This is a genomic window from Dryocola boscaweniae (genome assembly GCF_025215095.1).
In the GTDB taxonomy this organism is placed as follows: Bacteria; Pseudomonadota; Gammaproteobacteria; order Enterobacterales; family Enterobacteriaceae; genus Dryocola; species Dryocola boscaweniae.
This window is the reverse complement of the sequence record NZ_JALHAP010000075.1, coordinates 182,873-208,403: the sequence shown is the minus strand read 5'-3', so window position 1 is coordinate 208,403 and position 25,531 is coordinate 182,873. Positions and strand designations below refer to the sequence as shown.

The 25,531-nt window shown below is 54.2% G+C and carries 25 protein-coding genes and 1 other RNA gene; 15 read left to right on the top strand and 11 right to left on the bottom strand.

The window, feature by feature from the left end:
- Positions 1–89: 89 nt before the first annotated feature.
- Positions 90–911, top strand: coding sequence for an HMP-PP phosphatase (cof, locus tag MUA00_RS08000; RefSeq protein WP_271122568.1), 822 nt, complete (start codon positions 90–92; stop codon positions 909–911).
- A gap of 43 nt (positions 912–954) precedes the next feature.
- Here the strand turns inward: cof and MUA00_RS07995 are convergent, their stop codons facing one another.
- Positions 955–2,001, bottom strand: coding sequence for a PLP-dependent cysteine synthase family protein (locus tag MUA00_RS07995; protein WP_271122567.1), 1,047 nt, complete (start codon positions 1,999–2,001; stop codon positions 955–957).
- A 115-nt stretch (positions 2,002–2,116) separates the two neighbouring features.
- Between MUA00_RS07995 and MUA00_RS07990 the strand changes: the two genes are divergently transcribed.
- From MUA00_RS07990 to amtB, 5 genes are all read left to right on the top strand, one after another.
- The gene (locus MUA00_RS07990; protein ID WP_271122566.1) at positions 2,117–2,578 is read left to right on the top strand and encodes an Lrp/AsnC family transcriptional regulator; all 462 of its coding nucleotides are present in this window, start codon (positions 2,117–2,119) and stop codon (positions 2,576–2,578) included.
- A 75-nt stretch (positions 2,579–2,653) separates the two neighbouring features.
- Positions 2,654–4,429: a SmdA family multidrug ABC transporter permease/ATP-binding protein gene (locus MUA00_RS07985; protein ID WP_271122565.1), complete on the top strand. Its 1,776-nt coding sequence runs from the start codon at positions 2,654–2,656 to the stop codon at positions 4,427–4,429.
- The gene (locus tag MUA00_RS07980; protein WP_271122564.1) at positions 4,422–6,200 is read left to right on the top strand and encodes a SmdB family multidrug efflux ABC transporter permease/ATP-binding protein; all 1,779 of its coding nucleotides are present in this window, start codon (positions 4,422–4,424) and stop codon (positions 6,198–6,200) included. The genes MUA00_RS07985 and MUA00_RS07980 overlap by 8 nt, the downstream gene beginning before the upstream one ends.
- 266 nt (positions 6,201–6,466) lie before the next feature.
- A complete protein-coding gene (gene glnK / locus MUA00_RS07975; protein WP_002891893.1) occupies positions 6,467–6,805 on the top strand; it encodes a P-II family nitrogen regulator in 339 nt (112 codons plus the stop codon).
- 30 nt (positions 6,806–6,835) lie between these two features.
- The gene (gene amtB / locus MUA00_RS07970) at positions 6,836–8,122 is read left to right on the top strand and encodes an ammonium transporter AmtB (protein WP_271122563.1); all 1,287 of its coding nucleotides are present in this window, start codon (positions 6,836–6,838) and stop codon (positions 8,120–8,122) included.
- An 83-nt stretch (positions 8,123–8,205) separates the two neighbouring features.
- Here amtB and tesB read toward each other — a convergent pair whose 3' ends face one another.
- Entirely contained in the window at positions 8,206–9,066 is an 861-nt protein-coding gene (gene tesB / locus MUA00_RS07965) for an acyl-CoA thioesterase II (protein WP_271122562.1), read from the bottom strand.
- A gap of 217 nt (positions 9,067–9,283) precedes the next feature.
- Between tesB and MUA00_RS07960 the strand changes: the two genes are divergently transcribed.
- The gene (locus MUA00_RS07960; protein WP_271122561.1) at positions 9,284–9,853 is read left to right on the top strand and encodes a YbaY family lipoprotein; all 570 of its coding nucleotides are present in this window, start codon (positions 9,284–9,286) and stop codon (positions 9,851–9,853) included.
- Positions 9,854–10,030: 177 nt separating this feature from the next.
- Here the strand turns inward: MUA00_RS07960 and MUA00_RS07955 are convergent, their stop codons facing one another.
- Positions 10,031–10,342: an MGMT family protein gene (locus MUA00_RS07955; RefSeq protein WP_271122560.1), complete on the bottom strand. Its 312-nt coding sequence runs from the start codon at positions 10,340–10,342 to the stop codon at positions 10,031–10,033.
- A gap of 171 nt (positions 10,343–10,513) precedes the next feature.
- Between MUA00_RS07955 and ffs the strand changes: the two genes are divergently transcribed.
- An RNA gene (ffs, locus tag MUA00_RS07950) (signal recognition particle sRNA small type) lies at positions 10,514–10,610 on the top strand.
- A 133-nt stretch (positions 10,611–10,743) separates the two neighbouring features.
- Here ffs and MUA00_RS07945 read toward each other — a convergent pair.
- The 3 genes from MUA00_RS07945 to MUA00_RS07935 form a co-directional block, all read right to left on the bottom strand.
- Positions 10,744–11,535 (bottom strand): hypothetical protein, encoded by a 792-nt coding sequence (locus tag MUA00_RS07945; protein WP_271122559.1) that lies wholly within the window; start codon positions 11,533–11,535, stop codon positions 10,744–10,746.
- A 50-nt stretch (positions 11,536–11,585) separates the two neighbouring features.
- Complete coding sequence (locus MUA00_RS07940) at positions 11,586–13,565, bottom strand: alkyl/aryl-sulfatase (protein ID WP_271122558.1); 1,980 nt, start codon at positions 13,563–13,565, stop codon at positions 11,586–11,588.
- A gap of 431 nt (positions 13,566–13,996) precedes the next feature.
- Positions 13,997–14,233, bottom strand: a complete 237-nt coding sequence (locus tag MUA00_RS07935) for a hypothetical protein (protein WP_271130463.1) — start codon at positions 14,231–14,233, stop codon at positions 13,997–13,999.
- Positions 14,234–14,298: 65 nt separating this feature from the next.
- Here MUA00_RS07935 and MUA00_RS07930 point away from each other — a divergent pair, with 65 nt between their 5' ends.
- Both MUA00_RS07930 and MUA00_RS07925 read left to right on the top strand, forming a co-directional pair.
- A complete protein-coding gene (locus MUA00_RS07930) occupies positions 14,299–14,442 on the top strand; it encodes a hypothetical protein (RefSeq protein WP_271122557.1) in 144 nt (47 codons plus the stop codon).
- Between the two features lie 111 nt (positions 14,443–14,553).
- Positions 14,554–14,697 carry a hypothetical protein gene (locus MUA00_RS07925; RefSeq protein WP_271122556.1) on the top strand — a complete coding sequence of 48 codons (144 nt, stop codon included), beginning with the start codon at positions 14,554–14,556 and terminating at the stop codon, positions 14,695–14,697.
- Positions 14,698–14,752: 55 nt separating this feature from the next.
- Here MUA00_RS07925 and yczR read toward each other — a convergent pair whose 3' ends face one another.
- Positions 14,753–16,183 (bottom strand): MocR-like transcription factor YczR, encoded by a 1,431-nt coding sequence (gene yczR, locus MUA00_RS07920; RefSeq protein ID WP_271122555.1) that lies wholly within the window; start codon positions 16,181–16,183, stop codon positions 14,753–14,755.
- A gap of 88 nt (positions 16,184–16,271) precedes the next feature.
- Here yczR and yczE point away from each other — a divergent pair, with 88 nt between their 5' ends.
- The 3 genes from yczE (at position 16,272) to MUA00_RS07905 (ending at position 18,229) form a co-directional block, all read left to right on the top strand.
- Entirely contained in the window at positions 16,272–16,886 is a 615-nt protein-coding gene (gene yczE, locus MUA00_RS07915; RefSeq protein ID WP_271122554.1) for a membrane protein YczE, read from the top strand.
- A gap of 72 nt (positions 16,887–16,958) precedes the next feature.
- The gene (locus tag MUA00_RS07910) at positions 16,959–17,780 is read left to right on the top strand and encodes a GNAT family N-acetyltransferase (RefSeq protein ID WP_271122553.1); all 822 of its coding nucleotides are present in this window, start codon (positions 16,959–16,961) and stop codon (positions 17,778–17,780) included.
- Between the two features lie 95 nt (positions 17,781–17,875).
- Positions 17,876–18,229, top strand: coding sequence for a DUF1428 domain-containing protein (locus MUA00_RS07905; RefSeq protein ID WP_271122552.1), 354 nt, complete (start codon positions 17,876–17,878; stop codon positions 18,227–18,229).
- A gap of 132 nt (positions 18,230–18,361) precedes the next feature.
- On the opposite strand, the gene norW is transcribed toward MUA00_RS07905, so the two are convergent.
- A complete protein-coding gene (gene norW, locus MUA00_RS07900) occupies positions 18,362–19,495 on the bottom strand; it encodes an NADH:flavorubredoxin reductase NorW (protein WP_271122551.1) in 1,134 nt (377 codons plus the stop codon).
- Positions 19,492–20,937 (bottom strand): anaerobic nitric oxide reductase flavorubredoxin, encoded by a 1,446-nt coding sequence (gene norV / locus MUA00_RS07895; RefSeq protein WP_271122550.1) that lies wholly within the window; start codon positions 20,935–20,937, stop codon positions 19,492–19,494. The genes norW and norV overlap by 4 nt, the downstream gene beginning before the upstream one ends.
- A 221-nt stretch (positions 20,938–21,158) precedes the next feature.
- Between norV and norR the strand changes: the two genes are divergently transcribed.
- Complete coding sequence (norR, locus tag MUA00_RS07890; RefSeq protein WP_271122549.1) at positions 21,159–22,673, top strand: nitric oxide reductase transcriptional regulator NorR; 1,515 nt, start codon at positions 21,159–21,161, stop codon at positions 22,671–22,673.
- Between the two features lie 4 nt (positions 22,674–22,677).
- On the opposite strand, the gene MUA00_RS07885 is transcribed toward norR, so the two are convergent.
- On the bottom strand, positions 22,678–23,226 hold the full coding sequence (locus tag MUA00_RS07885; protein WP_271122548.1) for a flavin reductase family protein: 549 nt from the start codon (positions 23,224–23,226) through the stop codon (positions 22,678–22,680).
- 175 nt (positions 23,227–23,401) lie between these two features.
- On the opposite strand from MUA00_RS07885, the gene MUA00_RS07880 reads away from it, so the two are divergent.
- Positions 23,402–23,875 (top strand): 2TM domain-containing protein, encoded by a 474-nt coding sequence (locus MUA00_RS07880; protein ID WP_271122547.1) that lies wholly within the window; start codon positions 23,402–23,404, stop codon positions 23,873–23,875.
- Here MUA00_RS07880 and MUA00_RS07875 read toward each other — a convergent pair whose 3' ends face one another.
- Positions 23,876–25,435, bottom strand: coding sequence for an EAL domain-containing protein (locus MUA00_RS07875; protein ID WP_271122546.1), 1,560 nt, complete (start codon positions 25,433–25,435; stop codon positions 23,876–23,878).
- Positions 25,436–25,531 lie beyond the last annotated feature (96 nt).

Here is a 25,531-nt window from a genome sequence, read left to right as displayed (position 1 = left end):
AACAATTTTTCTGAAGTATTCACTATTAGTTCCGTATATGCCAGGCAATACTGCAGGCCATGTTCGTGAGGTCACAACCGGGAGTTTTCATGGCACGTCTGGCTGCATTTGATATGGATGGCACTCTGCTGTTGCCTAATCACCACCTTGGCGAGGTGACTTTGCGGACGCTTAAACGCCTGCGTGAAGAGCGTCAGATCATTCTTGCTTTTGCTACCGGTCGTCACGTACTCGAAATGCGCCATGTTTTAGGCACGCTTGATCTGGATGCTTTTCTTATTACCGGCAACGGAACCCGCATTCACAGTATGGAAGGAGAGCTACTGCATCGGCAGGATCTCGCCCCAGCCGCGGCGGAAAAAGTTATTCTTGGCCGGTGGGACACCCAGGCCAGCATGCACGTATTCAATGACACGGGCTGGCTGACGCAACACGAAATTCCTGAACTGCTTCATGCCCACGTCTATAGCGGCTTCAAATATCGTCTGACCGATTTGAAGAGTCTGCCAAAAAACGAAGTCACCAAAATTTGCTTCTGTGGCGATCATGACGATCTCAGCCGTCTTAAAATTCAGCTTGGCGAAGCCCTGGGCGATAGCGCCTTTCTGTGTTTCTCTGCGCTAGATTGCCTGGAAGTCTTGCCGGTGGGATGTAACAAAGGTTCTGCGCTGGGCATTTTGAGCCAGCACCTTGGTCTGACGATGAAGGATTGCATGGCGTTTGGCGACGCGATGAATGACCGGGAAATGCTCTCGTCCGTCGGTCACGGTTTGATTATGGGCAACGCGATGGCCCAGTTGAAAGCGGATTTACCTCATCTACCGGTTATTGGTCACTGCAGTAACCAGGCGGTTTCACACTATTTAACGCATTGGCTGGATACACCAAACCTTACTTATTCCCCCGAATGACAAGGCATTTTCAGCAGGCCGGGCGCTAAACCCGGCCTCTTTTTTATTTAATCAAATCCTGAATTTCTGCTCGCCAGGGCTGCAAATCGCCGATATTCGCCTTCACCCACTCCGCGTTGTAATAGGTTTCCAGATAGCGTTCGCCGCTGTCGCAAAGCAGCGTCACAATTGAGCCTTTGCGCCCTTCGGTGCGCATACGCGCCGCCATCTGTAGCGCGCCCCACATATTTGTCCCGGTTGATGCGCCGACTTTGCGACCCAGCATTGATTCCAGCCACTGCATGGTGGCGACGCTTGCCGCATCCGGCACCCGCATCATTTCATCAATCACATCCGGGATAAACGACGGCTCGCAGCGCGGACGACCAATGCCTTCGATTTTACTGCCTGTTTTGCTGCTCAGACTGCAATCACGCTGATGCCAGTAATCGAGAAAAACAGAATTCTGCGGATCGACCACCAGTAGCCTGGTCGGATGTCCCTGGTAGCGCAGGTAGCGGCCAATGGTTGCGGAGGTGCCGCCCGTACCGGCGCTCATGACGATATAGTCCGGCACCGGATGCGGCTCGTGTTCCATCTGGCGGAAGATGCTGTCGGCGATATTGTTATTACCTCGCCAGTCGGTAGCGCGCTCTGCGTAGGTAAACTGATCCATATAGTGGCCGTTCAGCTCGCGGGCCAGCATCTCGGAAGCGGCGTAGATTTCGCAGGCGCTGTCTACAAAGTGACAGCGGCCGCCATAAAACTCGATCTGCTCGATTTTACGTTTTGCGGTGCAGCCTGGCATGACGGCAATAAACGGCAAACCCAGCAGGCGGGCAAAATACGCCTCAGAGACGGCCGTGGAACCAGACGAGGCCTCGATAATCGTCGTGCCTTCTTTAATCCAGCCGTTGCACAAACCGTAGAGAAAAAGCGAGCGCGCCAGCCGGTGCTTCAGGCTGCCGGTAGGATGTGTGCTTTCATCCTTCAGATACAGTTGAATACCGGGAAAACCAGGTAAGGCGAGTCGGATAAGATGCGTGTCTGCCGAACGTTGATAATCGGCATTGATTTCGCTAATAGCGTGGTTTACCCAGGTGCTGGTCATGGTTGAGATCCGTTTGTCTATTTGTGCCTAGCGTAATGCAAAAGAGGGATAAAAAAGTTGCTATTTAGCCTTGCTGAGGCTTTCATTAGAGAAAATAATTCTCCCAAAAGCCATCATGCTAGATAAAATTGACCGTAAGCTGCTCTCCTTGTTGCAGAAAGACTGCACCCTCTCTTTGCAGGCGCTGGCGGATGCCGTTAATCTGACCACCACGCCCTGCTGGAAGCGCCTGAAAAAACTGGAAGACGACGGCATCGTGCGGGCGAAAGTCGCTTTGCTGGACCCCGAAAAACTGGGTCTGGGCCTCACGGCTTTTGTGCTGATAAAAACCCAGCAGCACAGCAGCGAGTGGTACGGCAAATTTGTCTCCGTGGTCGAAGACATGCCGGAAGTGCTGGGGTTCTGGCGCATGGCGGGGGAGTACGATTACCTGATGCGTGTACAGGTAGCGGACATGAAACGTTACGATGATTTTTACAAGCGGCTGGTCAACGGCATTCCTGGTTTAACCGATGTGACTTCGAGTTTCGCCATGGAACAGATAAAATACACAACAGCTTTGCCGATAAGCAGCTAAAAGCTCTGTATTTAGCGCCATTCGGCACTTCTTAAAAGCCCTCGTCGGCAGACTGCAAATCAGGAATAAAACCGCGTGCGATTATTTGCTCAATTAAGCTGGTACTTCACCCGAGAATGGCGACGCTATCTCGGGGCGGTGGCCTTGCTTATCATCATTGCTATTTTGCAACTCGTGCCGCCTAAACTGGTCGGCGTGATTGTAGATGGCGTCACCGGGCAGCGTCTCTCCGGGCAGGAAGTGCTGATGTGGCTTGGCGTGATGGTGGTGATAGCCGTTGTGGTTTATGCGTTGCGCTATGTGTGGCGCGTGCTGTTGTTCGGCGCGTCTTACCAGCTTGCGGTCGAACTGCGCGAAGATTATTACCGCCAGCTAAGCCGACAGCATCCCGAATTTTATCTTCGCCACCGCACCGGCGATCTAATGGCGCGCGCCACAAATGACGTAGACCGCGTGGTATTTGCGGCGGGCGAAGGCGTCCTGACGCTTGTGGATTCGCTGGTGATGGGCTGCGCGGTGCTGATTGTCATGTCGACTCAGATTAGCTGGCAATTAACGCTGCTGGCTCTGCTGCCTATGCCAGTGATGGCTCTGGTTATCAAGCGCTACGGCGACCAGCTACACCAGCGTTTCAAGCTCGCGCAGGCCGCGTTCTCAACGCTTAACGATCGTACCCAGGAAAGTTTAACCAGTATCCGCATGATCAAAGCCTTTGGTCTGGAGGATCGTCAGTCCGCGTTGTTTGCCTCAGAAGCGCAGGACGCCGGGGCGAAGAACATGCGAGTGGCGCGAGTGGATGCCCGTTTCGATCCAACGATTTACATCGCCATCGGCACGGCAAACCTGCTGGCCGTAGGCGGCGGGAGCTGGATGGTGATGCAGGGCACGCTCACGCTCGGCCAGCTCACAAGCTTCGTGATGTATCTCGGCCTGATGATTTGGCCGATGCTGGCGCTGGCGTGGATGTTCAATATCGTCGAGCGCGGCAGCGCAGCCTACAGCCGTATTCGCAGTATGCTGGAGGAGGCGCCGTCGGTGGTCGACGGCGAGAAAGTGGCGCCAGAAGGGCGCGGCATCGTGCAGGCCAATATTCGCGCATTCCACTATCCGCAAACGGTGCAGCCAACGCTTGAGAACGTTTCATTCACCCTCAAACCCGGCGGCATGCTTGGGCTATGCGGGCCGACGGGCGCGGGGAAAAGCACGATTTTATCGCTGCTTCAGCGCCATTTTGACATCGACCAGGGCGACATCCGTTTCCACAATATTCCGCTGGTGCAAATGCAGCTCGATGCCTGGCGCAGCCGCCTGGCGGTCGTGAACCAGACGCCGTTTTTGTTCTCCGACACCGTGGCGAACAACATCGCGCTGGGTAAACCGAACGCTACGCAGCAGGAAATAGAACATGTCGCCCGTCTTGCCAGCGTTCATGAAGATATTTTGCGCCTGCCGCAGGGTTACGAAACGGAAGTGGGCGAACGCGGCGTGATGTTGTCCGGCGGGCAAAAACAGCGTATTTCCATTGCCCGCGCGCTTTTGCTGGATGCTGAAATTCTTATTCTCGACGATGCGCTTTCGGCGGTGGACGGCCGCACTGAACATCAAATTCTTCACAACCTGCGCCAGTGGGGCGAGAACCGCACGGTGATTATCAGCGCGCACCGCCTGTCGGCCCTGACCGAAGCGAGCGAAATTCTGGTGATGCAGCACGGGCACGTAGCCCAGCGAGGCAATCATGATGCGCTGGTTTCCCAGCCGGGCTGGTATCGCGATATGTATCGCTATCAGCAACTGGAAGCGGCGCTGGACGATGTGCCGGAAGCTGTCGATACGGAGGAAGCCAATGCGTAAGTTGCAAAAGCAATGGCCGACGATAAAACGCCTCCTGGCCTACGGTTCGCCATGGCGCAAACCGCTGGCGGGCGCCGTGGTGATGCTGTGGATTGCGGCGGCGGCGGAAGTCACCGGCCCGGTTCTGGTGAGTTATTTCATCGATAATATGGTGTCGCAAAAGCGTCTGCCCGTTGCGCTGGTGGCCGGGCTTGCCACGGCTTATCTGCTGCTTTCCGTGACGGCTGCGGGGCTGCATTACTGGCAGGCGTTGCTGTTTAACCAGGCAGCCGTTGGCGTAGTGCAAAAACTTCGTACCGACGTGATGGATGCGGCGCTTCGCCAGCCGTTGAGCGCATTCGATACGCAGCCCGTGGGGCAGTTAATTTCCCGCGTCACCAACGATACGGAGGTGATTCGCGATCTCTACGTGACCGTCGTCGCTACCGTTTTGCGCAGCGCTGCGTTAATCGGCGCAATGCTGGTGGCGATGTTCAGCCTCGACTGGCGTATGGCGCTGGTCGCCGTCACTATCTTCCCGGCGGTGCTTATCGTGATGGTTATCTATCAGCGCTACAGCACGCCGATTGTGCGCCGGGTGCGTAGCTATCTGGCGGACATTAACGATGGCTTCAACGAAATCATCAACGGGATGAGCGTCATCCAGCAGTTCCGCCAGCAGGCGCGGTTTGGCGAACGCATGGGGGAGGCGAGCCGTTCGCACTATCTGGCGCGTATGCAAACTCTGCGTCTGGACGGTTTTCTGCTGCGACCTTTGCTTAGCCTGTTCTCCGCGCTGGTGCTTTGCGGTTTGCTGATGCTGTTCGGATTCACTTCTGTCGGCACGATTGAGGTGGGCGTGCTGTATGCCTTCATTAATTACCTGGGGCGGCTCAACGAACCGCTAATCGAACTCACCACCCAGCAGTCGATGCTGCAGCAGGCGGTGGTTGCCGGCGAGCGCGTGTTTGAGCTGATGGACGGTAAACGCCAGGACTACGGCAACGATACTCATCCGCTGGAAAGCGGCAATATCAGCGTGGATAACGTTTCATTCGCCTACCGTGGCGACCGCCTGGTGCTGCAGGACATTAATCTGGACGTCCCGTCGCGCAGTTTTGTGGCGCTGGTGGGGCATACGGGCAGCGGGAAAAGCACGCTGGCTAATCTGTTGATGGGCTATTACCCGCTCGCCAGCGGCGAAATTCGGCTTGATGGCCGTCCGTTAGATTCGCTCAGCCATGACACCCTGCGCCGGGGCGTCGCCATGGTGCAACAGGACCCGGTGGTGCTGGCGGACTCGTTCTTTGCCAACGTAACCCTTGGGCGCGAGATTAGCGAAGAGGCCGTATGGCAGGCGCTGGAAACTGTGCAACTGGCGGATCTCGCCCGCACCATGGTCGACGGTATTCATACTCGCCTGGGCGAGCAGGGCAACAATTTATCCGTTGGGCAAAAGCAGCTTCTGGCGCTGGCGCGCGTGCTGGTCGATGCGCCGCAGATCCTCATTCTGGATGAAGCGACCGCGAACATTGACTCCGGCACCGAGCAGGCTATTCAGCAGGCGCTGGCAGCGATTCGCGAACACACAACGCTTGTGGTGATCGCCCACCGCTTATCGACCATTACCGATGCGGATACCATTCTGGTGCTGCATCGCGGCCAGGCGGTTGAGCGAGGCACGCACAGCGAACTGCTGGCTGCGGAAGGCCGTTACTGGCAGATGTATCAGCTTCAGTTAGCTGGTGAAGAGCTGGCCGCCGCCACGCGCGAGGAATCGCTTATCGCCTGATGCACCAGCATCATGCAGTAACCCCCCGCAAAACCAGTGGAGATCTCCATTGGTGCAAAATTGAAACGCACCCTGCACTGGCATGGTGCGTTTTTTCTTTCCAGGAACAATCTTAACCTCCGTCACACTTTTTCGCTTGCGAAGAACACCGCAACACGACTGATTAACGCGCTGAAAAAAGCCCGTATTTCATACCTGGCACGGGGCTTGCTTTATCTCCATCGTGAAGCTGTGCAATCACCCATTGTCTTACCGGAGGGGAATCTATGAAGCTGGTTACCGTGGTAATCAAACCGTTCAAGCTTGAAGACGTTCGTGAAGCGTTGTCTTCAATCGGCATTCAAGGGCTGACCGTGACCGAAGTGAAAGGCTTTGGTCGCCAGAAAGGTCATGCAGAGTTGTACCGCGGGGCGGAATATAGCGTCAATTTCCTGCCAAAAGTGAAAATTGATGTCGCCATTGCCGATGATCAGCTCGATGAAGTGATTGATGTCATTAGCAAAGCTGCCTACACCGGCAAAATCGGTGACGGCAAAATTTTCGTTGCCGAACTGCAACGTGTCATTCGTATTCGTACCGGCGAAGCCGACGAAGCTGCACTGTAAGCCTCCCCAATCGTGAAAGGGACAGAAAAAATGAAGAAATTAGCCTCTGTATCAGGCGTTTTAGCCTTGGCACTTGCGCCCTCGCTGGCTCAGGCCGCTCCGGCTGTTGTTGATAAAGCAGATAACGCCTTTATGATGATTTGCACCGCGTTGGTGCTGTTTATGACTATCCCTGGGCTGGCGTTGTTTTACGGCGGTCTGATCCGCTCCAAAAACGTGCTTTCAATGCTGACGCAGATAGCGGTGACCTTCTCTCTGGTTTGCGTGCTGTGGGTGGTTTATGGCTATACGCTGGCCTTTGGTACAGGCGGCAGCTTCTTTGGTGACTTCGACTGGGTGATGCTTAAGAATATCCAGTTAACCGCGCTGATGGGCTCCTTCTATCAGTATATTCACGTTGCGTTCCAGGGCTCCTTCGCCTGCATCACCGTAGGGCTGATTGTAGGGGCGCTGGCTGAACGTATTAAATTCGCCGCCGTGCTGATTTTTGTTCTGGTCTGGCTGACGCTTTCCTACGTGCCGATAGCGCACATGGTTTGGGGCGGCGGCCTACTGGGCACCCATGGCGCTATGGACTTCGCAGGCGGAACAGTTGTGCATATTAACGCCGCTGTCGCAGGCCTGGTGGGAGCTTACCTGGTAGGCAAACGCGTGGGTTACGGTAAAGAAGCGTTCAAACCGCATAACCTGCCGATGGTCTTTATGGGCACAGCAATCCTGTACTTTGGCTGGTTTGGCTTCAACGCCGGCTCTGCAAGCTCCGCTAACGAAATCGCCGCGCTGGCCTTCGTGAATACGGTTGTCGCAACGGCGGCTGCGGTACTTGGCTGGATCTTCGGCGAGTGGACGCTGCGCGGCAAACCTTCTCTGCTGGGCGCTTGTTCCGGTGCGATTGCGGGCCTTGTAGGGATCACCCCGGCGTGCGGTTATGTTGGCGTCGGCGGCGCGCTGATCGTCGGTGTGGCTGCGGGCCTGGCCGGTTTGTGGGGCGTTACGCTGCTGAAGAAATGGCTGCGCGTTGATGACCCATGCGACGTGTTCGGCGTGCACGGCGTTTGCGGCATCGTAGGCTGCATTATGACCGGCATCTTTGCTGCGACTTCACTGGGCGGCGTTGGCTACGCAGAAGGCGTGACCATGGGCCATCAGGTTCTGGTGCAACTGGAAAGCATCGGTCTGACTATCGTGTGGTCTGGCGTAGTAGCCTTTATCGGCTTCAAAATCGCTGACCTGACCGTTGGGCTGCGTGTTCCGGAAGAGCAGGAGCGCGAAGGCCTGGATGTGAACAGCCACGGCGAGAACGCTTACAACGCATAATCATGGATGCTGAACTGACGCTTATCCACCCTACAGCTAACATTTCGTAGGTTGGGTAAGCGTCAGCGCCACCCGATATATTTTTAGCTACGCTTACGCATTACCCCTTCCTGCACCGTTGAAGCCACCAGCACACCATCCTGCGTATAAAATTCACCGCGAACAAAACCGCGCGCGCTTGATGCTGATGTGCTCTCAACGCTGTAAAGCAGCCATTCGTTCATGTCGAACGGACGGTGGAACCACATGGAATGATCGATTGTCGCCACCTGCATGCCTGGCTCCAGGAAGCCGATGCCGTGCGGCTGCAGGGCGGTTGGCAGGAAATTAAAATCTGAAGCGTAACCCAGCAAATATTGATGAACACGCAAATCGTCCGGCATTTTGCCGTTGGCGCGCAGCCAGACCTGGCGGGTTGGTTCTGCCTGATGGCCTTTGAGCGGGTTGTGAAACTCAACCGGGCGAATCTCCAGCGGTTTCTCGCAAAGGAATTTTTCTTTTACCTGCGGCGGGAGGAATTTTTCGACAGAGCGCGCAATATCCGTTTCGGAAATCAGCCCATCCGGCGAAGGCGCCTGCGGCATGGTTTTTTGATGTTCAAAACCCGGTTCGGGCGCCTGGAAAGAGGCGGTCATATAGAAGATTGGTTTGCCGTTCTGCACGGCGGCAACGCGGCGAGCGCTAAAACTGTTGCCGTCGCGCAGCGTTTCAACGTCATAAACGATAGGTTTCTGGCTATCGCCCGGGCGCAAGAAATAGCTGTGGAATGAATGCACCAGCCGCTCCGTCGGGACAGTCTCTTTGGCTGCATAAAGCGCCTGGCCGACCACTTGTCCACCAAATACCTGGCGTAAACCTAAGTCCTCGCTCTGGCCACGAAACAAACCTTCTTCAATCTTTTCCAGATTGAGCAATGCCAATAAATTGCTGAGCGCCTGACTCATAGAACATCCTCGATAAAGTGATAACCCGCGCGTAATTCGCCTGATTATAACATGCTATCAACATCAATCGAGTACTGGCCCGACCTGATAACAAATGCCGTTCCAGGCAAATTTCAGTGATATGTGCCACACTTAGCGTGATAAGCATGTTTTAACCACACATTACTTGTGGGACACAGCGCCCCACTGGTGCATTGATAATAAGGAGAACAAATCAATGAAACTTGTGCACATGTTAAGTGGTTTAGCCGTCGCGGTAACGCTTGCGGGATGCGCGCAGAAATCTGCAGACATCCCAACGCCGGCGCCAGCCGCGTCTACGTCGGGGGCTACGGCTCAACCGGCAATTGCACAGCCATCTGTAACCGGTACGGCGTGGATTCGCCAGCGTATTGCGCTGCCTCCGGACGCGGTGTTGACCGTAACCTTGTCTGATGCCTCGCTTGCCGATGCGCCTTCCAGGGTTCTGGCGCAAAAAGTGGCCCGTACCGAAGGTAAGCAGTCACCGTTCAGCTTTGTGTTGCCGTTCAATCCGGCAGATATCCAGCCTAACGCACGTATTATCCTGAGTGCTGCGATCACGGTGAATGATAAATTGATGTTTATTACCGATACCGTCAAACCGGTAATCAATCAGGGCGGTACAAAAGCGGATCTGACGCTGGTTCCGGTTCAGCAAACTGCGGTACCGGTACAGCCGGGCGGTGGAGCGGTAACAACCGTGCCTTCGACTTCGCCGACGCAGGTGAACCCTTCCTCGGCGGTTCCTGCTCCAACTACGTTCTGATATTAAGCGCCTCTTTGGAGGCGCTTGGGACCATAGACAAAGATCTTACGCTTAAAAGTAAGTTAATCCGGGCTAATAAAAACAAAGGATTATATCTTCTGACTTATCCCAAACATCCGAAAGCCACGTTTTTCGGGTGTTTGCCATTAATCTGGAGCGCCTCTTTGGAGGCGCTTTTTAGTAGTTCCAGCGGTAGCGCTGCATATCGATATGCCCGTCTCCGGAAACCATAATCCCTTCTGCCAGCAGCGCTTCCCGCTGACGTTGTAAATCCGGGCCTGTCAGCGAAATTGCTCCGTGACGGTTAACCACGCGATGCCAGGGAAGCTTGCTGCCTTCCGGCAGGCGCTTGAGCACGCCGCCGACCTGACGCGCTGCCCGCGGCGAACCCGCAAGCAAAGCGATATCCCCATAGGTGGTGACATGGCCCTGGGGAATAGCGGCAATAATCTGGTAAACCCGTTGCGGGAAAGAATCTTGATTATCCATGAGCAGCTCCTTAAACGGCATTGCTAAGCATAATCATTGCTGGGTTCTGAGCAAAGCAAAACGCTGGCTGCGCAAGAAACCAACACCTGACCGCCAGCGGCTTGCAATTGCCGGGGGCAACATGGATAATGCGCCAGCGCGTCAGGGAACTGGCGCTCTCAATGGGGGCTCTGTTGGTTCTCCCGCAACACTAACTTGTGAACTCGGTCAGATCCGGAAGGAAGCAGCCGCAGCAGGTGACGTGTGTGCCGGGATGTAGCTGGCAGGGCCCCCACCCAATTCTGGCAAGCGCATATCCTTCCCCCTGCAAACTCCTTTTCTCCAGATTTCCTGTAAATATTTCAAAAAGATCGGTGCCAAAACGCCCGTCCGGACGTTGAATATTATCCCGTATCCCAACCTTAATTCATAAATTGCAGATTCAAACCGGCAAAAATCTGCCAGCGCGGCTGGCCGGGGCCGTGATCCGCAACGGAGCCCTGAGGCTCAACAAAGAAGTTGTAGACCGTATTTCCCTGCTTGATAACCTGGCCCACGCCTACTCCCAGCGGCACGCTGTAGCTGTCGTTCTGGAAGTTATAAACCCAGATAGGCGCCGCACGCAGATAAGTGCCTCCGCCTAGCTGGTAGAATAAAAATGGCTGAAATGTCCCGAGATTCACATCGCTGCGATTGTCTTCTCCGGCAAAACTATGCTGCCAGGACGCAAGATAGCCGTACTGAAACTTTGGTGAGCTGGCATTAAACAGCACGTTGACCAGACCCGCCGACCATTTCTCCGTGCCTAAAGCATCATCCGTTGCCGTCGGTGCGGTAATTTGCGGCCCAAAGCCGAAACTCACCGCAGGGTTGCCCGTATCAATCAACCATGAAGCGAAAAGATTCAGATCGCCTAAACCGGTTTTATGCCCGCCGGTTGGCGGTGCGGGGTAGGTATTAATCGGCAGCGAGCCGCGCAATAACCAGTTGCTCTCGCCTAAAGAAAACGGCTGCGCATAACGAAACCAGAACTGGTTGGCGTCTTCGTCCGTGCCGCTGATATCGCCGATGTAATAGTTTTGCATATTGAACGCAGTCATATTCGCCAGCGGGTTATTCGCCTGGGCTGCCGACGGGGCTGACTGTTCAGCGGCAAAAGCGTAGGTCGAGGCCAGGCAAAAAAGAGACGGTAAAAATGAATATTTCAGGTGCATATGACGTCCTTAAAAAATTCCCCCGGGCACCGATGCCGCGGGGGGATTATTTATGGGGTTACGATATTGAACCAGAACTCGAACTTGTCCATATAGCCCAACATCTCATCCAGCTTCGCACCGTTGCCGGTTACCTTCACATCGCCTTTATCTTCAGCCTGTTTGAGCGTTTCTTCTTTCAGGATGATTTTATTTAACGTGTCGCGGTTCAGCGTAATGGTGGCGTCAGCGTCTTGCGCTTCGGCATTGGCCGTATGGTTCAGAACGCCGTTTTCCAGTTCCAGCTTGTACTTGCCGCCGTCGTTGCCCAAATCAATGTTAAACACCGCTTTGGCATTGGCTGCTTTCTCACCGTTGATATGCACGCCGAGATAATCAAAGAACATTTCCGGCGACATCGCTTTCACCGTATCCGGGCTTGCCGTATTCGGGGTCGGCAGTTGCTGTACGCCGTTACGCAGTTCCTGTGCGCCTGTCAGGTAGAAGTTGCGCCATGGACCCGATTCAGCCTGATAGCCAAGCTGTTCCAGCGCGTCCGCTTCCAGATTACGCGCAGCCTGGTTGCTCGGATCGGCAAAGACAACTTTGCTGACGACCTGCGCAACCCAGCGGTAATTACCCTGATCGAAATCGGTTTTGGCTTTTTGCAGTATGTTGTCGGCGCCGCCCATGTATTCAACGAATTTCTTCGCCGCTTCTTCCGGCGGCAGTTCATCAAGGGTTGCCGGGTTGCCATCGAACCAGCCAAGGTAAAGGACGTAGGTCGCTTTGACGTCATGGCTCACTGAACCGTAGTAGCCCCGGTTTGCCCAGGTTTTAGCAAGACCATCCGGCAATTTAAAGTTCGCCGCAATTTCATCCCGCGTCAGGCCGGTATTTGCCATACGTAAGGTCTGGTCGTTGATATAGCGATAAAGATCGCGCTGGCTTTTCATCAAGCTGACGACATTATCTTTACCCCACGTCGGCCAGTGGTGCTGAGCCATAATGATTTCCGTCTTATCGCCCCAGCGGTTAATGGCATCGTTTATATATTTCGACCAGGCCAGCGGATCGCGAATTTTCGCCCCGCGCAGCGAGTAAGTGTTATGCAGGGTATGGGTAATATCTTCCGCTGCTTCGATAAGTTTTTTCTCTTCGATAAACCACAGCATTTCAGACGGCGCTTCAGAACCTGGCGCCATCATAAAATCATAGGTCAGGCCGTCGATGGTCTCTTTTTGCCCGGTTTGCGTAATGTAATTCGTTGGCGCGATTAAGGTTACCGTGCCTGCTGAGGTGGTAGTTCCGAGACCCGCGCCAACCTGTCCTTTAGCATCCGGTTTTAACAGGTTGCCGTACATATAACTTGCGCGGCGACTCATCACGTTACCCGCCATAATATTCTCGGATACCGCTTCATCCATAAAACCGGCGGGGGCGTAAATTTTTACTTTGCCCGATTTTACATCCGCCTCATCGACGACGCTGCGCACACCGCCATAATGGTCAACGTGACTGTGGGTATAAATCACCGCCACGACAGGTTTTTGACCACGGTTTTGATAGTACAGATCCATACCTACTTTTGCTGTTTCTGCCGAAACTAACGGATCGACGACCGTAATCCCTTCTTTACCTTCGATAATTGTCATATTAGACAGATCGAGATTTCGAATCTGGTAAACGCCGTCGGTCACTTCGAAAAGTCCACTGATATTAATTAACTGAGACTGGCGCCACAGGCTGGGATTAACGCTGTCAGGAGATTTATCTCCTTCTTTAATAAAGTTATATTTCTGCGGGTCCCAAATTACATTGCCTTGCTCACCTTTGATCACATCCGTTGGGAGAGCCGCAATAAATCCTTTATGGGCGTTGGTGAAATCGGTGTTATCAGAGAAGGGAAGCTGATTATAGAGGGCGTCGTTGGCGCTTTTTGTTGAAGCCGTGGCCTCTTTTGTCATTTCTTGCGCAAAGAGCGGCGTAAGGGCGGTGGATGAAAGCAGCCCGGCAAGCGCAAGACTTTTGACTAATAGTTTAAGTTGCATTTCTGATTCTCTTATTATTAACGCGGTGATTGCTCGGCTTATACGAATGATAACTATGTAAAATAATTCATTAACAAAATGACAATTTTTATCATTACTGTTTGTCGTTTTTAAAATATAACCAAAGCGTTAATTTTTTCCATTTTCCAACATGATTATTTACGTTAAGGAATTTGCTCATGCGTTCATTCTCTATATTTTTGGTGAAAAATGGCAGGGGAAGGTCCTGGCGCCTGACGAAGCGAGAATTGCTCCGGCAGGCTGAGCGAAACCGGACGGCAGGAAGCGCTTTTGATTGCGGCTGGCGCCATCAGACAGGCTGCAGATATCACCCATGTAATAATTCTGTATGTTAAATGCGATTATATTAGCGGGCGAGTTATTCTCCTGCGAGGTATCCGGGGCATATGCTTTCACGGCATTTTTTGTAATCACCTTCCATGACAAAAATAACATTTTAGCCGTTTTGTTTTTTTCACATCTTCAACTACAAAGATTATTGTTTTATGAGGATTTTTTTCTTTAAAAACATCATGGTTACTGAGTTTGGAGGAAAGTTTAGGCCATAAATTAATTAACGGCACAGTTTTAACAAATCCATTTTTAAACAAATTTAGCCTTTCTAAAATTCCTCTGTGAGCTATCTTTTTTGGAGTTCCGTTGTTCATGCGCTATTTATCAGGTAAATGAAAAGCAACATATTCAGCGGGTTCAATCATCTGGGGAAGAGTATATGTTTAAGAAAACCACGGTAGCGCTGCTTTGTGCTGCAATTTTAGCTTCAGTCACTGCCTTTTCAGCCGAATATCAATTTACTGCAGAAAACAAACCAGCTACGGATACGACAAAAAATAAAAACGAAGCCGTTTATAAGTAGCTTGATTTTGCAAGCAAAACTGATTTTGAAAACACAGATAAAGGGTTTATCGCGCCATTAATTAATAATGGCGATATTAAGGGCGTCATTGACGTTACCGGCAAAGAGAAAATGGATGACTTAATCACCAATGGCAAAGCGAAAGTTGATGGCGACCGTGAAATACTCAAACAGATTACTGGCACGCTTGATACGAAGATTAAAAATGATATGAACCTGGTTCTACCGCTGCAGAAGGCGAATCAGATCCAGTAGTTATCCGGAAAGCATCAATACAGCGGGTGGCTAGGACCACCCGTTTTTTGTACAGCTAAACCGTTAACGTGCGTTCCACATATCCCCGATTTTGCGTCACCTGTTTCCAGACGGGCTGAAGACGCTCAAGCGCGATGCGCATCTGTGCGGGTTCGAGCGTAAAAGGTAAACGTAAGTAACGCTCAAACGCGCCTTCGGTACCAAAACGCGGGCCTGCGCCGATGCGAATGCCGATGGATTCGGCGCTGGCGGCGAATACGCTCGCCAGCGATTTCGGCAGCTCAATCCACAAAGACAGGCCGCCCTCCGGCGCGGCGGTAATTCGCCAGTCCGGAAACAATTCTTTTACGGCCGCAGAGCAAGAATCCCTTTGTTCCCGCAACGTTTTTCTGCGCTGCGGCAGAAAATTATCGGCCGTATTGAACAGGTTAATTGCCGCCAGTTGCTCAAGCAGCGGGGAACCTAAATCCAGCGAACTTCGCACCTGAATTAAAGAGGCGACGGTACGGGAAGAGGCGCGTACCCATCCCAGACGCAGGCCGCCCCAAAAGCTTTTCCCGGCGGAGCCGAGCGTGATGACAGCGTCTGAATCGCCATAAGCGGCGAGAGGCGGCGGGGGAGGCGCGTCAAACCACAAATCCACCATGGTTTCGTCCACCACAATGGTTGTGCGAGTTCGCGCGGCAATATCTGCGACGGCGGCACGGGTTGCGGCATCCATGCAGCGCCCGGTTGGGTTATGAAAATCAGGTATCAAATAGGCCAGGCGAGGAGAAGTCTGGGCAAAAGTGGCCGCCAGTCCGTCCGTATCCCAGCCCTGTTCCGGCAGGCTGACCGAAACCGGACGGCAGGACGCGCCTTTAATGGCGGATAACGCCATCGGATAGGTCGGATGATCGATGACGACCCTGTCGCCGGGGCCGGTGAGCAGTCGCAGAATCAAACCAAAACCGCTTACCGCGCCGTTCACCACCATTATCTGATCCGCCGTGGTCGGCAAGCCGCGAGCCGCATAGCGACGGGCAATTACCTCGCGAAGTTCCGGCAAGCCATGCTGATCGTAACCCGTAGAACCAAGATGCTCAGGCAGCGCCATTAGCGCGCTGGTATAAGCCTGATGAATCTCCGGTCCTGCGGACAGCGCGGCAGTTGAAAGATCCAGAACCGGCGCGACGCCCGGCACCGGCGAGGCGCAAAGCCCGCCTTGCGGAAGAATCGTTGTAGATCCTGAGCCGTGACGGCTGAGTAAATAGCCCTCTTCGCGCAGTTGCCCCAGCGCTGCGGCAACGGTGGTTCTGCTTACGCCAAGCGCGGCGGCAAGCTCGCGCTCGCCGGGCAAACGGCTTTCCAGCGGCAGCCTGCCGTCAAGAATCAACAAACGTAGCCCGTCCGCAAGCTGGCGATAAACCGGCGTTCGGGATGCGTCCTGATACCAGTGTCCGAGAAGTTTGATAAGCGAGGAAGTCCCCGTTCTGCGCTGTGTCATAGCAGTCCACTTTGTGATAACTGGACCTTAATATTCAGTCCATTTTGCCGGAAAGTATAGCCACAACGAACAGGAAAAGGTGAAAATTATGGCGCGTCGATTACTACAGCTTTATATCGGTCTGGTGCTTTATGGCGTCTCCACAGCCATGTTTGTGCGTGCCGATCTGGGAGCCGATCCGTGGAACGTTTTTCACCTTGGCGTGGCCAGGATCTTTTCTCTCAACATTGGTCTGGTGATGATCCTGGTCGGCGCGCTGGTGCTGCTGCTGTGGATCCCGCTTCGTCAGCGACCGGGCCTCGGAACCGTCAGCAATGTCATCGTGCTTGGGCTGGCGGCGGATGCGGCGCTGGCGATAATGCCGCCGCTGGAATCGCTGGCGGCGCGTAGCATTCTGCTCGTTTGCGCCGTAATGGTGAATGCTATTGCCACAGGAATGTACATCGGCGCAGGCTTTGGTTCTGGCCCGCGAGACGGCTTAATGACGGGGATTAACGCCCGCACCGGCTGGTCAGTACGCAGCGTGCGAACGGCAATCGAGCTGACGGTGCTTTTTGCAGGCTGGATGATGGGCGGCACATTAGGCGTGGGCACGGTGCTTTATGCCCTCGCAATTGGCCCGTTGATCCAGCTATGCCTGCCGTGGTTTCGAATTAGCGCTCGCCATGAAAAGCCCCTGGTCGAGCCAAGGGTAGCGCCGTAAGTCGCATTGTTATCCTCGGGCTGCTATGGTTTCTGCAAACAGGGGAACGAACCGAAATCAGAAGAGAAAACAATGCGCAACATGCTTAGCAGCCAGGCGGCAGCAAACTGGAACAGCCATCAGTTGGCACAGATCCTTTGCCACTGTTTTGAAGGATATCTGGTACCGTTCAACATTGACGGCGACGCCTTCGCGACCCGCTTTAGCGCTGAGGATATCAGCCTGAACGACAGCAAAATCTGGCTGCGGGACGGTGAACCTAAAGCAATGGCGATAATAACTCGTCGCGGGCAGACCAGCCGTCTTGGAGCCTTTGCGATTCGCCCGGATCTGCGCGGGCAGGGGTATGGCAAACAGTTTATCCAGCAGTTGATTGACGAGGCGCGCGAACGGGGCGATCGGCAAATGTGGCTGGAGGTGATAGTCGGCAACGACGGCGGTCTGGCGCTTTATAAACGCATGGGATTTGTCTGCCAGCAAACGCTGGTGGGCTTCCATGCTACCGGTTCTACGCTGTTTCGCCCGACCGGCGAGCTTCTGGAAATCGACCCGCTGCTGATGGCGAAAAAAATGATGACCGACGGTCGCCTGAGATTACCCTGGCTGAGCGCGCCCGAAACGCTCTATAAATTGCCCGGCAAGGCCTATGTGCTTGACGATGTCGCGTACGCAATGGTTATTCCAGACGCCCGGCAGCCCAAACTGCGCATGCTGTATGTCGATACCGCCGCGCGGGGGAAAGGGTATGCGAAAAAGCTGCTGACGCTGCTGCATGAGCGCTTTCCCGGGCTTTCGACCGCAGGCTCCATTCCCGAGCAGGTTGCACCGCTGTATCTGAGCTGCGGCTACCGCCAGGACCTCGTTACGCAATATGAAATGCTGCTTAAATTCTGAGCGGGCAGCATCCATTCTTAGCCGCTACACTTATCTGACGTAATCATCACGGGTGGAAACTACCCGCCCGTTATCCTCACCTCGTGGAGGCAACAATGCATTATGTCGATGGTTTTGTGGTGGCGGTTCCCGCCGCTAATAAGGAGGCGTACAGACAGATGGCTGCCAAAGCGGCGCCGCTGTTTAAGGAGTTTGGCGCGCTGCGCATTGTGGAATGTTGGGCTGAAGATGTGCCCGAAGGCAAGCTCACCGATTTTCGTATGGCCGTCAAAGCCGAAGAGAACGAAGAGGTGGTCTTTAGCTGGATTGAATATCCTTCTAAAGAAGTCCGCGACGAGGCCAATACAAAGCTGATGTCCGACCCACGCATGAAGGAATTTGGCGACTCGATGCCGTTTGACGGCAAGCGAATGATCTATGGCGGATTTATACCGCTGCTGGACGAGTAAATCCAGCAGGCGGGTGGCGCTAACGCTTACCCGCCCTACAACGCATTTGATGAGGCGGGTGGCGCGTCGCTTACTGGCCCTACAATATATTTGTAGGGTGGATAAGCGTTAGCGCCATCCACCGAATACGACTTACAACACCAGTTCCCGCAGCAGCCCAAACGCCATTTTCATATGCGCTTCGCTGACGATAAACGCTCTTAGCTGCAGCGCTTCGTCGTAACCTTTAGCAATCAGCCCCTGCGGCTCGGCGGTGATCTGCCAGTGCAAATCAGCCCGCTGGGTTTCACCGGCCAGGTGCAGCGGCAGCTCCGGCGTTTTCACCTTCACCAGCATCGCAGGCAGAGACAGGCCATCGGCCGCGCCCAGCAGATTTTTAGCAAGCGTCATGGCGCTGAACTGAATCGGTTGCAGGAACGGCAGCACTTTGCCGTCTATTTCCGCGCAGTCGCCCAGGGCGTAAATATTTTCATCAGAGGTTTGCAACTGGCGGTTAACCTTAATGCCGCGATTAATCTCAAGCCCGGCGTTCTGCGCCAGCCCAACGTTAGGACGCAGGCCGATTGCGGCAACGACGGCATCAACCCCGACAATTCGCCCATTGCTCAGTGTCGCATCAATCCCCTGCGCAGTTTTGCTCAGTGATTCAAGACGCTGATTGAATAACAGCTCGACGCCCATCTGATTCAGACGATGCTGCAGGCGGCTGCTCACCTCGGCAGGCATCAGCGAAGCGAGCAGGCTGGCTGCGCTATCCACCACAATGACCTGCTTACCGGCGCGGCAAAAATCCATCGCCAGTTCGCTGCCAATCAGCCCACCGCCTAAAATCATCACCCGACGCGCATCGCGCAGCGCCGTTTCACAGGCGAGGTATTCCTGCTGACTGTTGAGCGTCAGCATTAACTCGCGGCCGGGAACCGGCGGCAGCACCGCGCTTGAACCTGTCGCCAGCACCAGTTTGTCATATTGCCACTGCTGTTCGCCGCAGTGCACCAGACGCTTGTTGGGATCGATATCAGACACCCAGGTGTTGGCGTGCAGCGTCAGATTGTACTGCTCGGCAAACTCCCCGGCGCGTTGCCGGGTCATGTCATCGGCCCGCTGATTCAGGCTGATAACGTGGCTAAGATCGGGCTTGTTGTATTCATCCATGCTGTCGGCGGCAATCAGGCGAATGGGCACCTGGCCGTCGTGTTTACGGATGTTTTTTACCAGTTGGCGGGCGGCAAAGCCCGAGCCGATAATAACGATGCCTGCGCTCATTTTGCCTCCGTCGCCAGCACGTCGAACACATCTTTACCCAGTGAACATTCGGGGCACAGGAAGGTATCAGGCACGTCGCTCCAGGCGGTGCCCGGCGCTACGTCCTGCATTGGTTCGCCGGTTGCCGGATCGTAAATCCACTGGCAAACGCTGCACTGCATGCTCGGGCCGAGGTCGGCGCAGGTTTTGACTTCGGCTTCAGCAACGATTTCCTGCGGCGCGTTCACGGCTGCGGCGGGCAGCGGCGTTGTCGCCCACTGGCGAGCGATTTCACGGCCGTGCGCGCGGCAGAGTTCCAGCGCGTCGCCGTCCGGGCGCCATTTGGCTTTCAGGCTCAGCGACATTTCAAAACCGGCATCCTGCAGGCGAGTGGAAAGACGGTCTACCGCGCCGCCGCTCCAGCCGTGGGAGCCAAAGGCGCTGGCGCGTTTGTTGCGAAAACGCAGGCCGGTCATCTCTTCTACCAGGCCGGCAATTTTCGGCATCATCACGTTGTTCATGGTGGATGTGCCCACCAGCACGCCCTTAGAGCGGAAAACGTTGGTCAGAATTTCGTTTTTGTCACTGCGGGCGACGTTGAAGATTTTCACCGCGACGCGTGGGTCCACTTCGGTAATGCCCTGCGCAATGGCGTCGGCCATCATGCGGGTGTTGTTGGACATGGTGTCGTAGAAGATTGTGATGCGGTCTTCCTGATAATCAGCGGCCCATTTCAGATACAGCTCGACGATCTGCGTTGGGTTGTCGCGCCACACCACGCCGTGGGAAGTGGCAATCATATCTACCGGCAGATTGAAGCCGAGGATTTCGGTAATTTTCGGCGTCACCAGGCGGCTGAACGGCGTAAGGATGTTGGCATAATAGCGCTGGCACTGCTCGAAGAGCTCGCCCTGGTCCACTTCGTCGTTAAACAGGTGTTCGTCGCAGTAGTGCTGGCCGAAGGCGTCGTTGCTGAACAGCACCGCGTCGCCGGTCATGTAGGTCATCATGCTGTCCGGCCAGTGCAGCATCGGGGTTTCAACGAAGATTAACTGCTTGCCGTTACCGATATCCAGGCTGTCGCCGGTTTTCACCACGTTGAAGTTCCATTCCGGATGGTGGTGGTGACCGGTTATTGAGTCAATGGCGTTCGCGGTGCAGTAAATCGGCGTGTCCGGAATGCAGGACATCAGCTCGGTGAGCGCGCCTGCGTGATCTTCTTCCGCGTGGTTAATGATGATGTAATCGATATCCGCAAGATCGATTTCGGCGCGCAGGTTCTGCACGAATTCACGGCTGAACTTATGATCGACCGTATCGATGAGAACGTTTTTCTCTTCACAAATGAGATAGCTGTTATAGCTGCTGCCGCGCAGCGTTTTGTATTCAGTCCCGTGAAAATCGCGCACTTCCCAGTCACGTTGTCCAACCCACTTAATGTTGTTTTTAACCTGAATAGCCATTCGTCAGTACCTCAATAATCAATGAAATAAATGATGCAGATGCTGGTCATATTGCAGTTGCCGTGCCAACTTTTTAATTCATTGATAAGTATTGATTTATTTAATTTTCTGGATATCTCGATAGTCATAATGACAAGCGTCGGTAATGTCTTTATGACATTCTGATTGTCATTTTGACCAGCGGCGCGTAGGCTTAACCCATGCCTACAAAGGAGCTATTTATGAGCCTGTCTATTACCTCCCTTGCCAATATCGCCATCGACCTGCAAAGCGGCATCACTCATCAGGACCGCTTTGCCCGCCTGATCCGCACGCTGCGCCAGCTTTTGGGCGGCGATGCCACGGCATTGCTGCGCTACGAAGCGCGCCAGTTCCGCCCGCTGGCCATTGACGGGCTGGCGGAAGATGTGCTCGGACGGCGGTTTGCGCTGGATGCCCACCCGCGCCTGGAGGCCATTGCGCGTGCGGGCGACGTGGTGCGCTTCCCGGCTGAAAGCGAGCTTCCCGATCCGTACGACGGGCTGATTCCCCATCACAGCGATTTGAAAGTGCATGCTTGTCTTGGCTTGCCGCTGTTTGCCGACCAGAACCTGATTGGCGCGTTGACCGTTGACGGCATGGACCCGGCGCAGTTCGACCATTTCAGTGATGAGGAGCTCCGGCTTATCAGCGTGCTGGCAGCCGGCGCGCTAAATAACGCTTTGCTGATGGAACAACTGGAAAACCAAACGCCAGCGGCGTCGACGGTGCCGGTCACGGCGAAAACGGGTAGCGCTGAAATGGTGGGGCTGTCCACGGGCATTGAGCAGCTTAAAAAAGAGATCGAAATCGTCGCGGGATCGGATCTGAACGTGCTGATCACCGGCGAAACCGGCGTAGGCAAAGAACTGGTGGCGAGGGCGATTCACGCAGGATCGGCACGTGCGGCAAACCCGCTTGTTTATCTTAACTGCGCGGCTTTGCCGGAAAGCGTGGCGGAAAGCGAGCTATTTGGTCACGTCAAAGGTGCATTTACCGGCGCGATTCACCACCGAACCGGGAAGTTTGAGATGGCGGATAACGGCACGCTGTTTCTGGATGAAATCGGTGAGCTGCCGCTGACGCTTCAGGCCAAACTGCTGCGCGTTTTGCAGTACGGGGATATCCAGCGAGTAGGGGATGACAGCAGCCAGCGCGTCAACGTGCGGGTGCTGGCGGCGACGAACCGGGATCTGAAACAGCAGGTGCTGGCCGGGCATTTTCGTTCCGACCTTTTTCACCGCTTAAGCGTTTTCCCGCTGCACGTTCCGCCGCTTCGGGAACGGGGGGATGACATCACGCTGTTAGCCGGTTTTTTCTGCGAACAAAGCCGCGTAAAAATGGGGCTGAAACAGGTGGTGCTGAGCGATGGCGCGCGCGAACTGCTGCGCCGCTATGACTGGCCGGGAAATATTCGTGAACTCGAACACGCTATCTATCGCGCTATCGTTCTGGCGCGCGCCGGGCATCCGCAAGGCGAACTGTTGCTCCAGCCGCAGCATTTCCAGTTAGCGAACACAGAGCAAAAGAGCGAGCCCGTGACCGCTAAAAAACTTCCGCCGGTGGATAATTTACGCGCGGCAACCGACGATTTTCAGCGCCAGGTCATTGTTCAGGCGCTTGATGCCAATGAAGGGAACTGGGCCGCCACAGCGCGGCAATTACAGCTCGACGTAGCAAACCTGCACCGGCTGGCAAAGCGGCTGGGTGTGAAATAAGCGCCTAAGAAACTTTAGTGAATAACGGGTGACGGTCGATAAACTCGCCGTCGGTCCGGAACAGACCGTCGCCGGTATAATGTAGCGTTTCAGGCCAAAGCGGTTCGTGTTGCACGCGGGCGTAGACAACTTCAAAGATAAAGAAGTTGTAGCTTTCCACCAGCACATCATCATGCAGACGGCATTCAAAATGGGCATAGCATTCGTCGATAGCGGGGGCGGCAACCTTTTTGGATTTTACCGGCGTCAGCGAAAACTCGGCGAATTTATCCGTTTCGTTTCCTGAGCAGTTGCCTATTCTGGCAACCGTATCCGCCAGTTCACGGGTGGGCAGATTAATCACGCATTCGCCGCTTTCACGGATCATACTGAAGCTATGGTTGCCCGCTGAAATCATGCAGCCGACAAGCGAGGGCGAGAATTCCAGGATGGTATGCCAGCCGAGGGTCATAATATTGCTCTCTTTGCGATGAAGAGAGGAGAGCAAAACAACCGGCCCCGGTTCCAGATAGCGGCGAATCTGCTCAACAGGAAAGGCGTACTTTTTGGTCATGGTTTCCTCCGTTTAACGACTTACTGTGTTGTTGAGCGTAGATGAAAAAACGGATTAGCGTAGCCTGACAACCGCTGTCGTGCTGCTGTCAGGTCGGTGTCGTGTTGCTGTCGTGGCGCGCTAAATACGCCCGGCGCAAAGTGAAGGCCGGTTTATAAATGCGGAGAAACCAGCTATGAAACACTCAACTATTAAAGCGCTGCGCTTATCAAGAGCCTGGTCCCAGGAGCAACTGGCCGAGCTTTCGTCTTTAAGCGTGCGTACCGTTCAGCGTATTGAAAACGGCGGCCAGGCAAGCCTTGAAACCCTGAGCGCAATTGCGGCGGCGTTCGATTTAAACGTCGCCGATTTGAATGCGGAAATGGCGCCAGAAGCTACTCAGGACGAGGCGTTAAACCAGAAGATTGAACAGGCGAAAAAACGCCTGGATAAGGAGTACGGTTTTTATCGCGCCGTAATGACCTGGGCCGTTATTTGCGCCGGGCTGGCGGCAATAAATCTCTTTACCGCCCATGAGCAATACTGGTTTATCTGGCCGACGGCGATTTGGGGGGCCCTGCTGGCGGTGCGCGGCATTAAGCTGTTTGTTTTGCACGGCTGGCTGGAGCGCCGGCAGCAGCAGCGGCTGCAGAAGTTATTACGTAAGTAATTAGCGCTGCGCATTGTTACGGGCAATCCATTCGATAAGTTCCTGTTTCGGCAGCGCCTTGCTGTAAAGCCAGCCTTGCCCGTACTGCACGCCATGCTTGCGTAGCCATGCAGCCTGGCCTGCCGTCTCAACGCCTTCCGCCACCATCGCGATATTCAGCGTTTTCGCCATTTTAATAATGTATGGCGTGACTTTTTTGTACTCCAGCGCTTCGACAAAGGATTTGTCGATTTTCAACACGTCAACGTGCAGATTGTGCAGATAGCTGAGGCTGGAATAGCCGGTGCCGAAATCATCGATATAAACAGGATGCCCCGCCTTGCGAAACCGTTCGATAACCGGCGCGGTGATTTTCGGATCGGCGAATCCCCGCTCGGTAATTTCAAAGGCTATCTGTTCGGGCTTGATGAAATAGCGCACCAGCCAGGGGCGAATAACGTTGAGAATATGAAGGTTGCGCACGTCGCGAGGGGCCAGATTAATGGAAATATGTTGGTCAGGATGCTTGTGCAGCCAGTCGCCAAGTTCGGTAAAAAGCTTGCCGATCACCTGTTCGGTAATTGGCGTGATAAGCCCGGTTTCTTCGGCCAGCGGCACAAAAATATCCGGACTTAAGTAGGTGCCGTCCGGCTGCGCCCAGCGCAGCAGGATTTCCGCGCCGACGCTTTTGCCGCTTTGTAAATCCACGATTGGCTGGTACATAACGGTAAAGTCATCGTTTTTAATGGCGTCAGCAAGGCGCGAGCGGGGCGACTGTAAACGCCGTAATAAACGCGTGATATAAAACCCGGCGGCGAGGCTGGCGCCGATGCCAATAGGCAGCCAGATAAGCAATTGCTGATACCAGACTTTATTGAGCGGCGCCAGCGGCGCCCAGGCAATCATCGCAAGCCCTAAATTGTTTTCCCGACGAATGACGTATGCGGAATCCTGATACTGAAATTCATTCACCCCGTTTGCTAAGGGATCTTTCCAGGCATCACCATTCTGCGGGCTGTTTGTAGCAATCGTTAATCCGCTATTCAGACCGATCATGGCGATATTAATAGGGTGGCCGCTTACCGGGATCACATCAATAAAGGATAAAGGATCGATAGCCGCAATGTGGGACGCTTTACCGATATAGATCATTGAGCGTTTAAAACCCAGCTCCGTGGTAAACGAGTACCAGGCGCTGTAGCCTTCTTTACCTGTGCGGTCAGGGCGGCCTATGTTTACCCCACGGCTGAATTCTTCAAGCGAGGAGCAAAGAATATGTCCGTCACGCTGGAATAATATTTCCTGCACGTAACGATGATTCAGACCGACACGCCGCATTGCCTGCCGATGAGCATAGGAGCAAGAACCGTCGCTTAACTGATTTATTTCATCGATGGCGCGGGTGGCATGTTCTATCACCCGATCGGAACGTATGATTGCCCGTGAGGCAAACTGCGAAAGCTCATCATGAAAAGCCTGTTCAGCCTTGCGGTGCGCGAGGTAAATACTCAGCAGGATCGGGATTAACACCGCGACTATCAGCACGCCGTTGACCAGGCCCACTACTTTTCTGTTCGCCATCGTTTTTAACTCGCCCAGGAAGCCTTCGTTTTTTTAATCATTTTCGGTGCTTAAGCCAATTCTAGCTCAGGCCTCCGGTGGATGATATGTTTCAAC

Coding starts and splice junctions, on each gene's coding strand:
- MUA00_RS07910 (WP_271122553.1), top strand. CDS start 16,959: ATGCGCAACATGCTTAGCAGCCAGGCGGCAGCAAACTGGAACAGCCAT.
- MUA00_RS07880 (WP_271122547.1), top strand. CDS start 23,402: ATGAAACACTCAACTATTAAAGCGCTGCGCTTATCAAGAGCCTGGTCC.
- yczE (WP_271122554.1), top strand. CDS start 16,272: ATGGCGCGTCGATTACTACAGCTTTATATCGGTCTGGTGCTTTATGGC.
- MUA00_RS07925 (WP_271122556.1), top strand. CDS start 14,554: ATGGATGACTTAATCACCAATGGCAAAGCGAAAGTTGATGGCGACCGT.
- MUA00_RS07960 (WP_271122561.1), top strand. CDS start 9,284: ATGAAACTTGTGCACATGTTAAGTGGTTTAGCCGTCGCGGTAACGCTT.
- MUA00_RS07945 (WP_271122559.1), bottom strand. CDS start 11,535: ATGCACCTGAAATATTCATTTTTACCGTCTCTTTTTTGCCTGGCCTCG.
- MUA00_RS07980 (WP_271122564.1), top strand. CDS start 4,422: ATGCGTAAGTTGCAAAAGCAATGGCCGACGATAAAACGCCTCCTGGCC.
- MUA00_RS07995 (WP_271122567.1), bottom strand. CDS start 2,001: ATGACCAGCACCTGGGTAAACCACGCTATTAGCGAAATCAATGCCGAT.
- glnK (WP_002891893.1), top strand. CDS start 6,467: ATGAAGCTGGTTACCGTGGTAATCAAACCGTTCAAGCTTGAAGACGTT.
- amtB (WP_271122563.1), top strand. CDS start 6,836: ATGAAGAAATTAGCCTCTGTATCAGGCGTTTTAGCCTTGGCACTTGCG.
- MUA00_RS07990 (WP_271122566.1), top strand. CDS start 2,117: ATGCTAGATAAAATTGACCGTAAGCTGCTCTCCTTGTTGCAGAAAGAC.
- MUA00_RS07955 (WP_271122560.1), bottom strand. CDS start 10,342: ATGGATAATCAAGATTCTTTCCCGCAACGGGTTTACCAGATTATTGCC.
- norV (WP_271122550.1), bottom strand. CDS start 20,937: ATGGCTATTCAGGTTAAAAACAACATTAAGTGGGTTGGACAACGTGAC.
- MUA00_RS07875 (WP_271122546.1), bottom strand. CDS start 25,435: ATGGCGAACAGAAAAGTAGTGGGCCTGGTCAACGGCGTGCTGATAGTC.
- yczR (WP_271122555.1), bottom strand. CDS start 16,183: ATGACACAGCGCAGAACGGGGACTTCCTCGCTTATCAAACTTCTCGGA.
- MUA00_RS07885 (WP_271122548.1), bottom strand. CDS start 23,226: ATGACCAAAAAGTACGCCTTTCCTGTTGAGCAGATTCGCCGCTATCTG.
- tesB (WP_271122562.1), bottom strand. CDS start 9,066: ATGAGTCAGGCGCTCAGCAATTTATTGGCATTGCTCAATCTGGAAAAG.
- norR (WP_271122549.1), top strand. CDS start 21,159: ATGAGCCTGTCTATTACCTCCCTTGCCAATATCGCCATCGACCTGCAA.
- norW (WP_271122551.1), bottom strand. CDS start 19,495: ATGAGCGCAGGCATCGTTATTATCGGCTCGGGCTTTGCCGCCCGCCAA.
- MUA00_RS07935 (WP_271130463.1), bottom strand. CDS start 14,233: ATGAACAACGGAACTCCAAAAAAGATAGCTCACAGAGGAATTTTAGAA.
- MUA00_RS07940 (WP_271122558.1), bottom strand. CDS start 13,565: ATGCAACTTAAACTATTAGTCAAAAGTCTTGCGCTTGCCGGGCTGCTT.
- MUA00_RS07905 (WP_271122552.1), top strand. CDS start 17,876: ATGCATTATGTCGATGGTTTTGTGGTGGCGGTTCCCGCCGCTAATAAG.
- MUA00_RS07930 (WP_271122557.1), top strand. CDS start 14,299: ATGTTTAAGAAAACCACGGTAGCGCTGCTTTGTGCTGCAATTTTAGCT.
- cof (WP_271122568.1), top strand. CDS start 90: ATGGCACGTCTGGCTGCATTTGATATGGATGGCACTCTGCTGTTGCCT.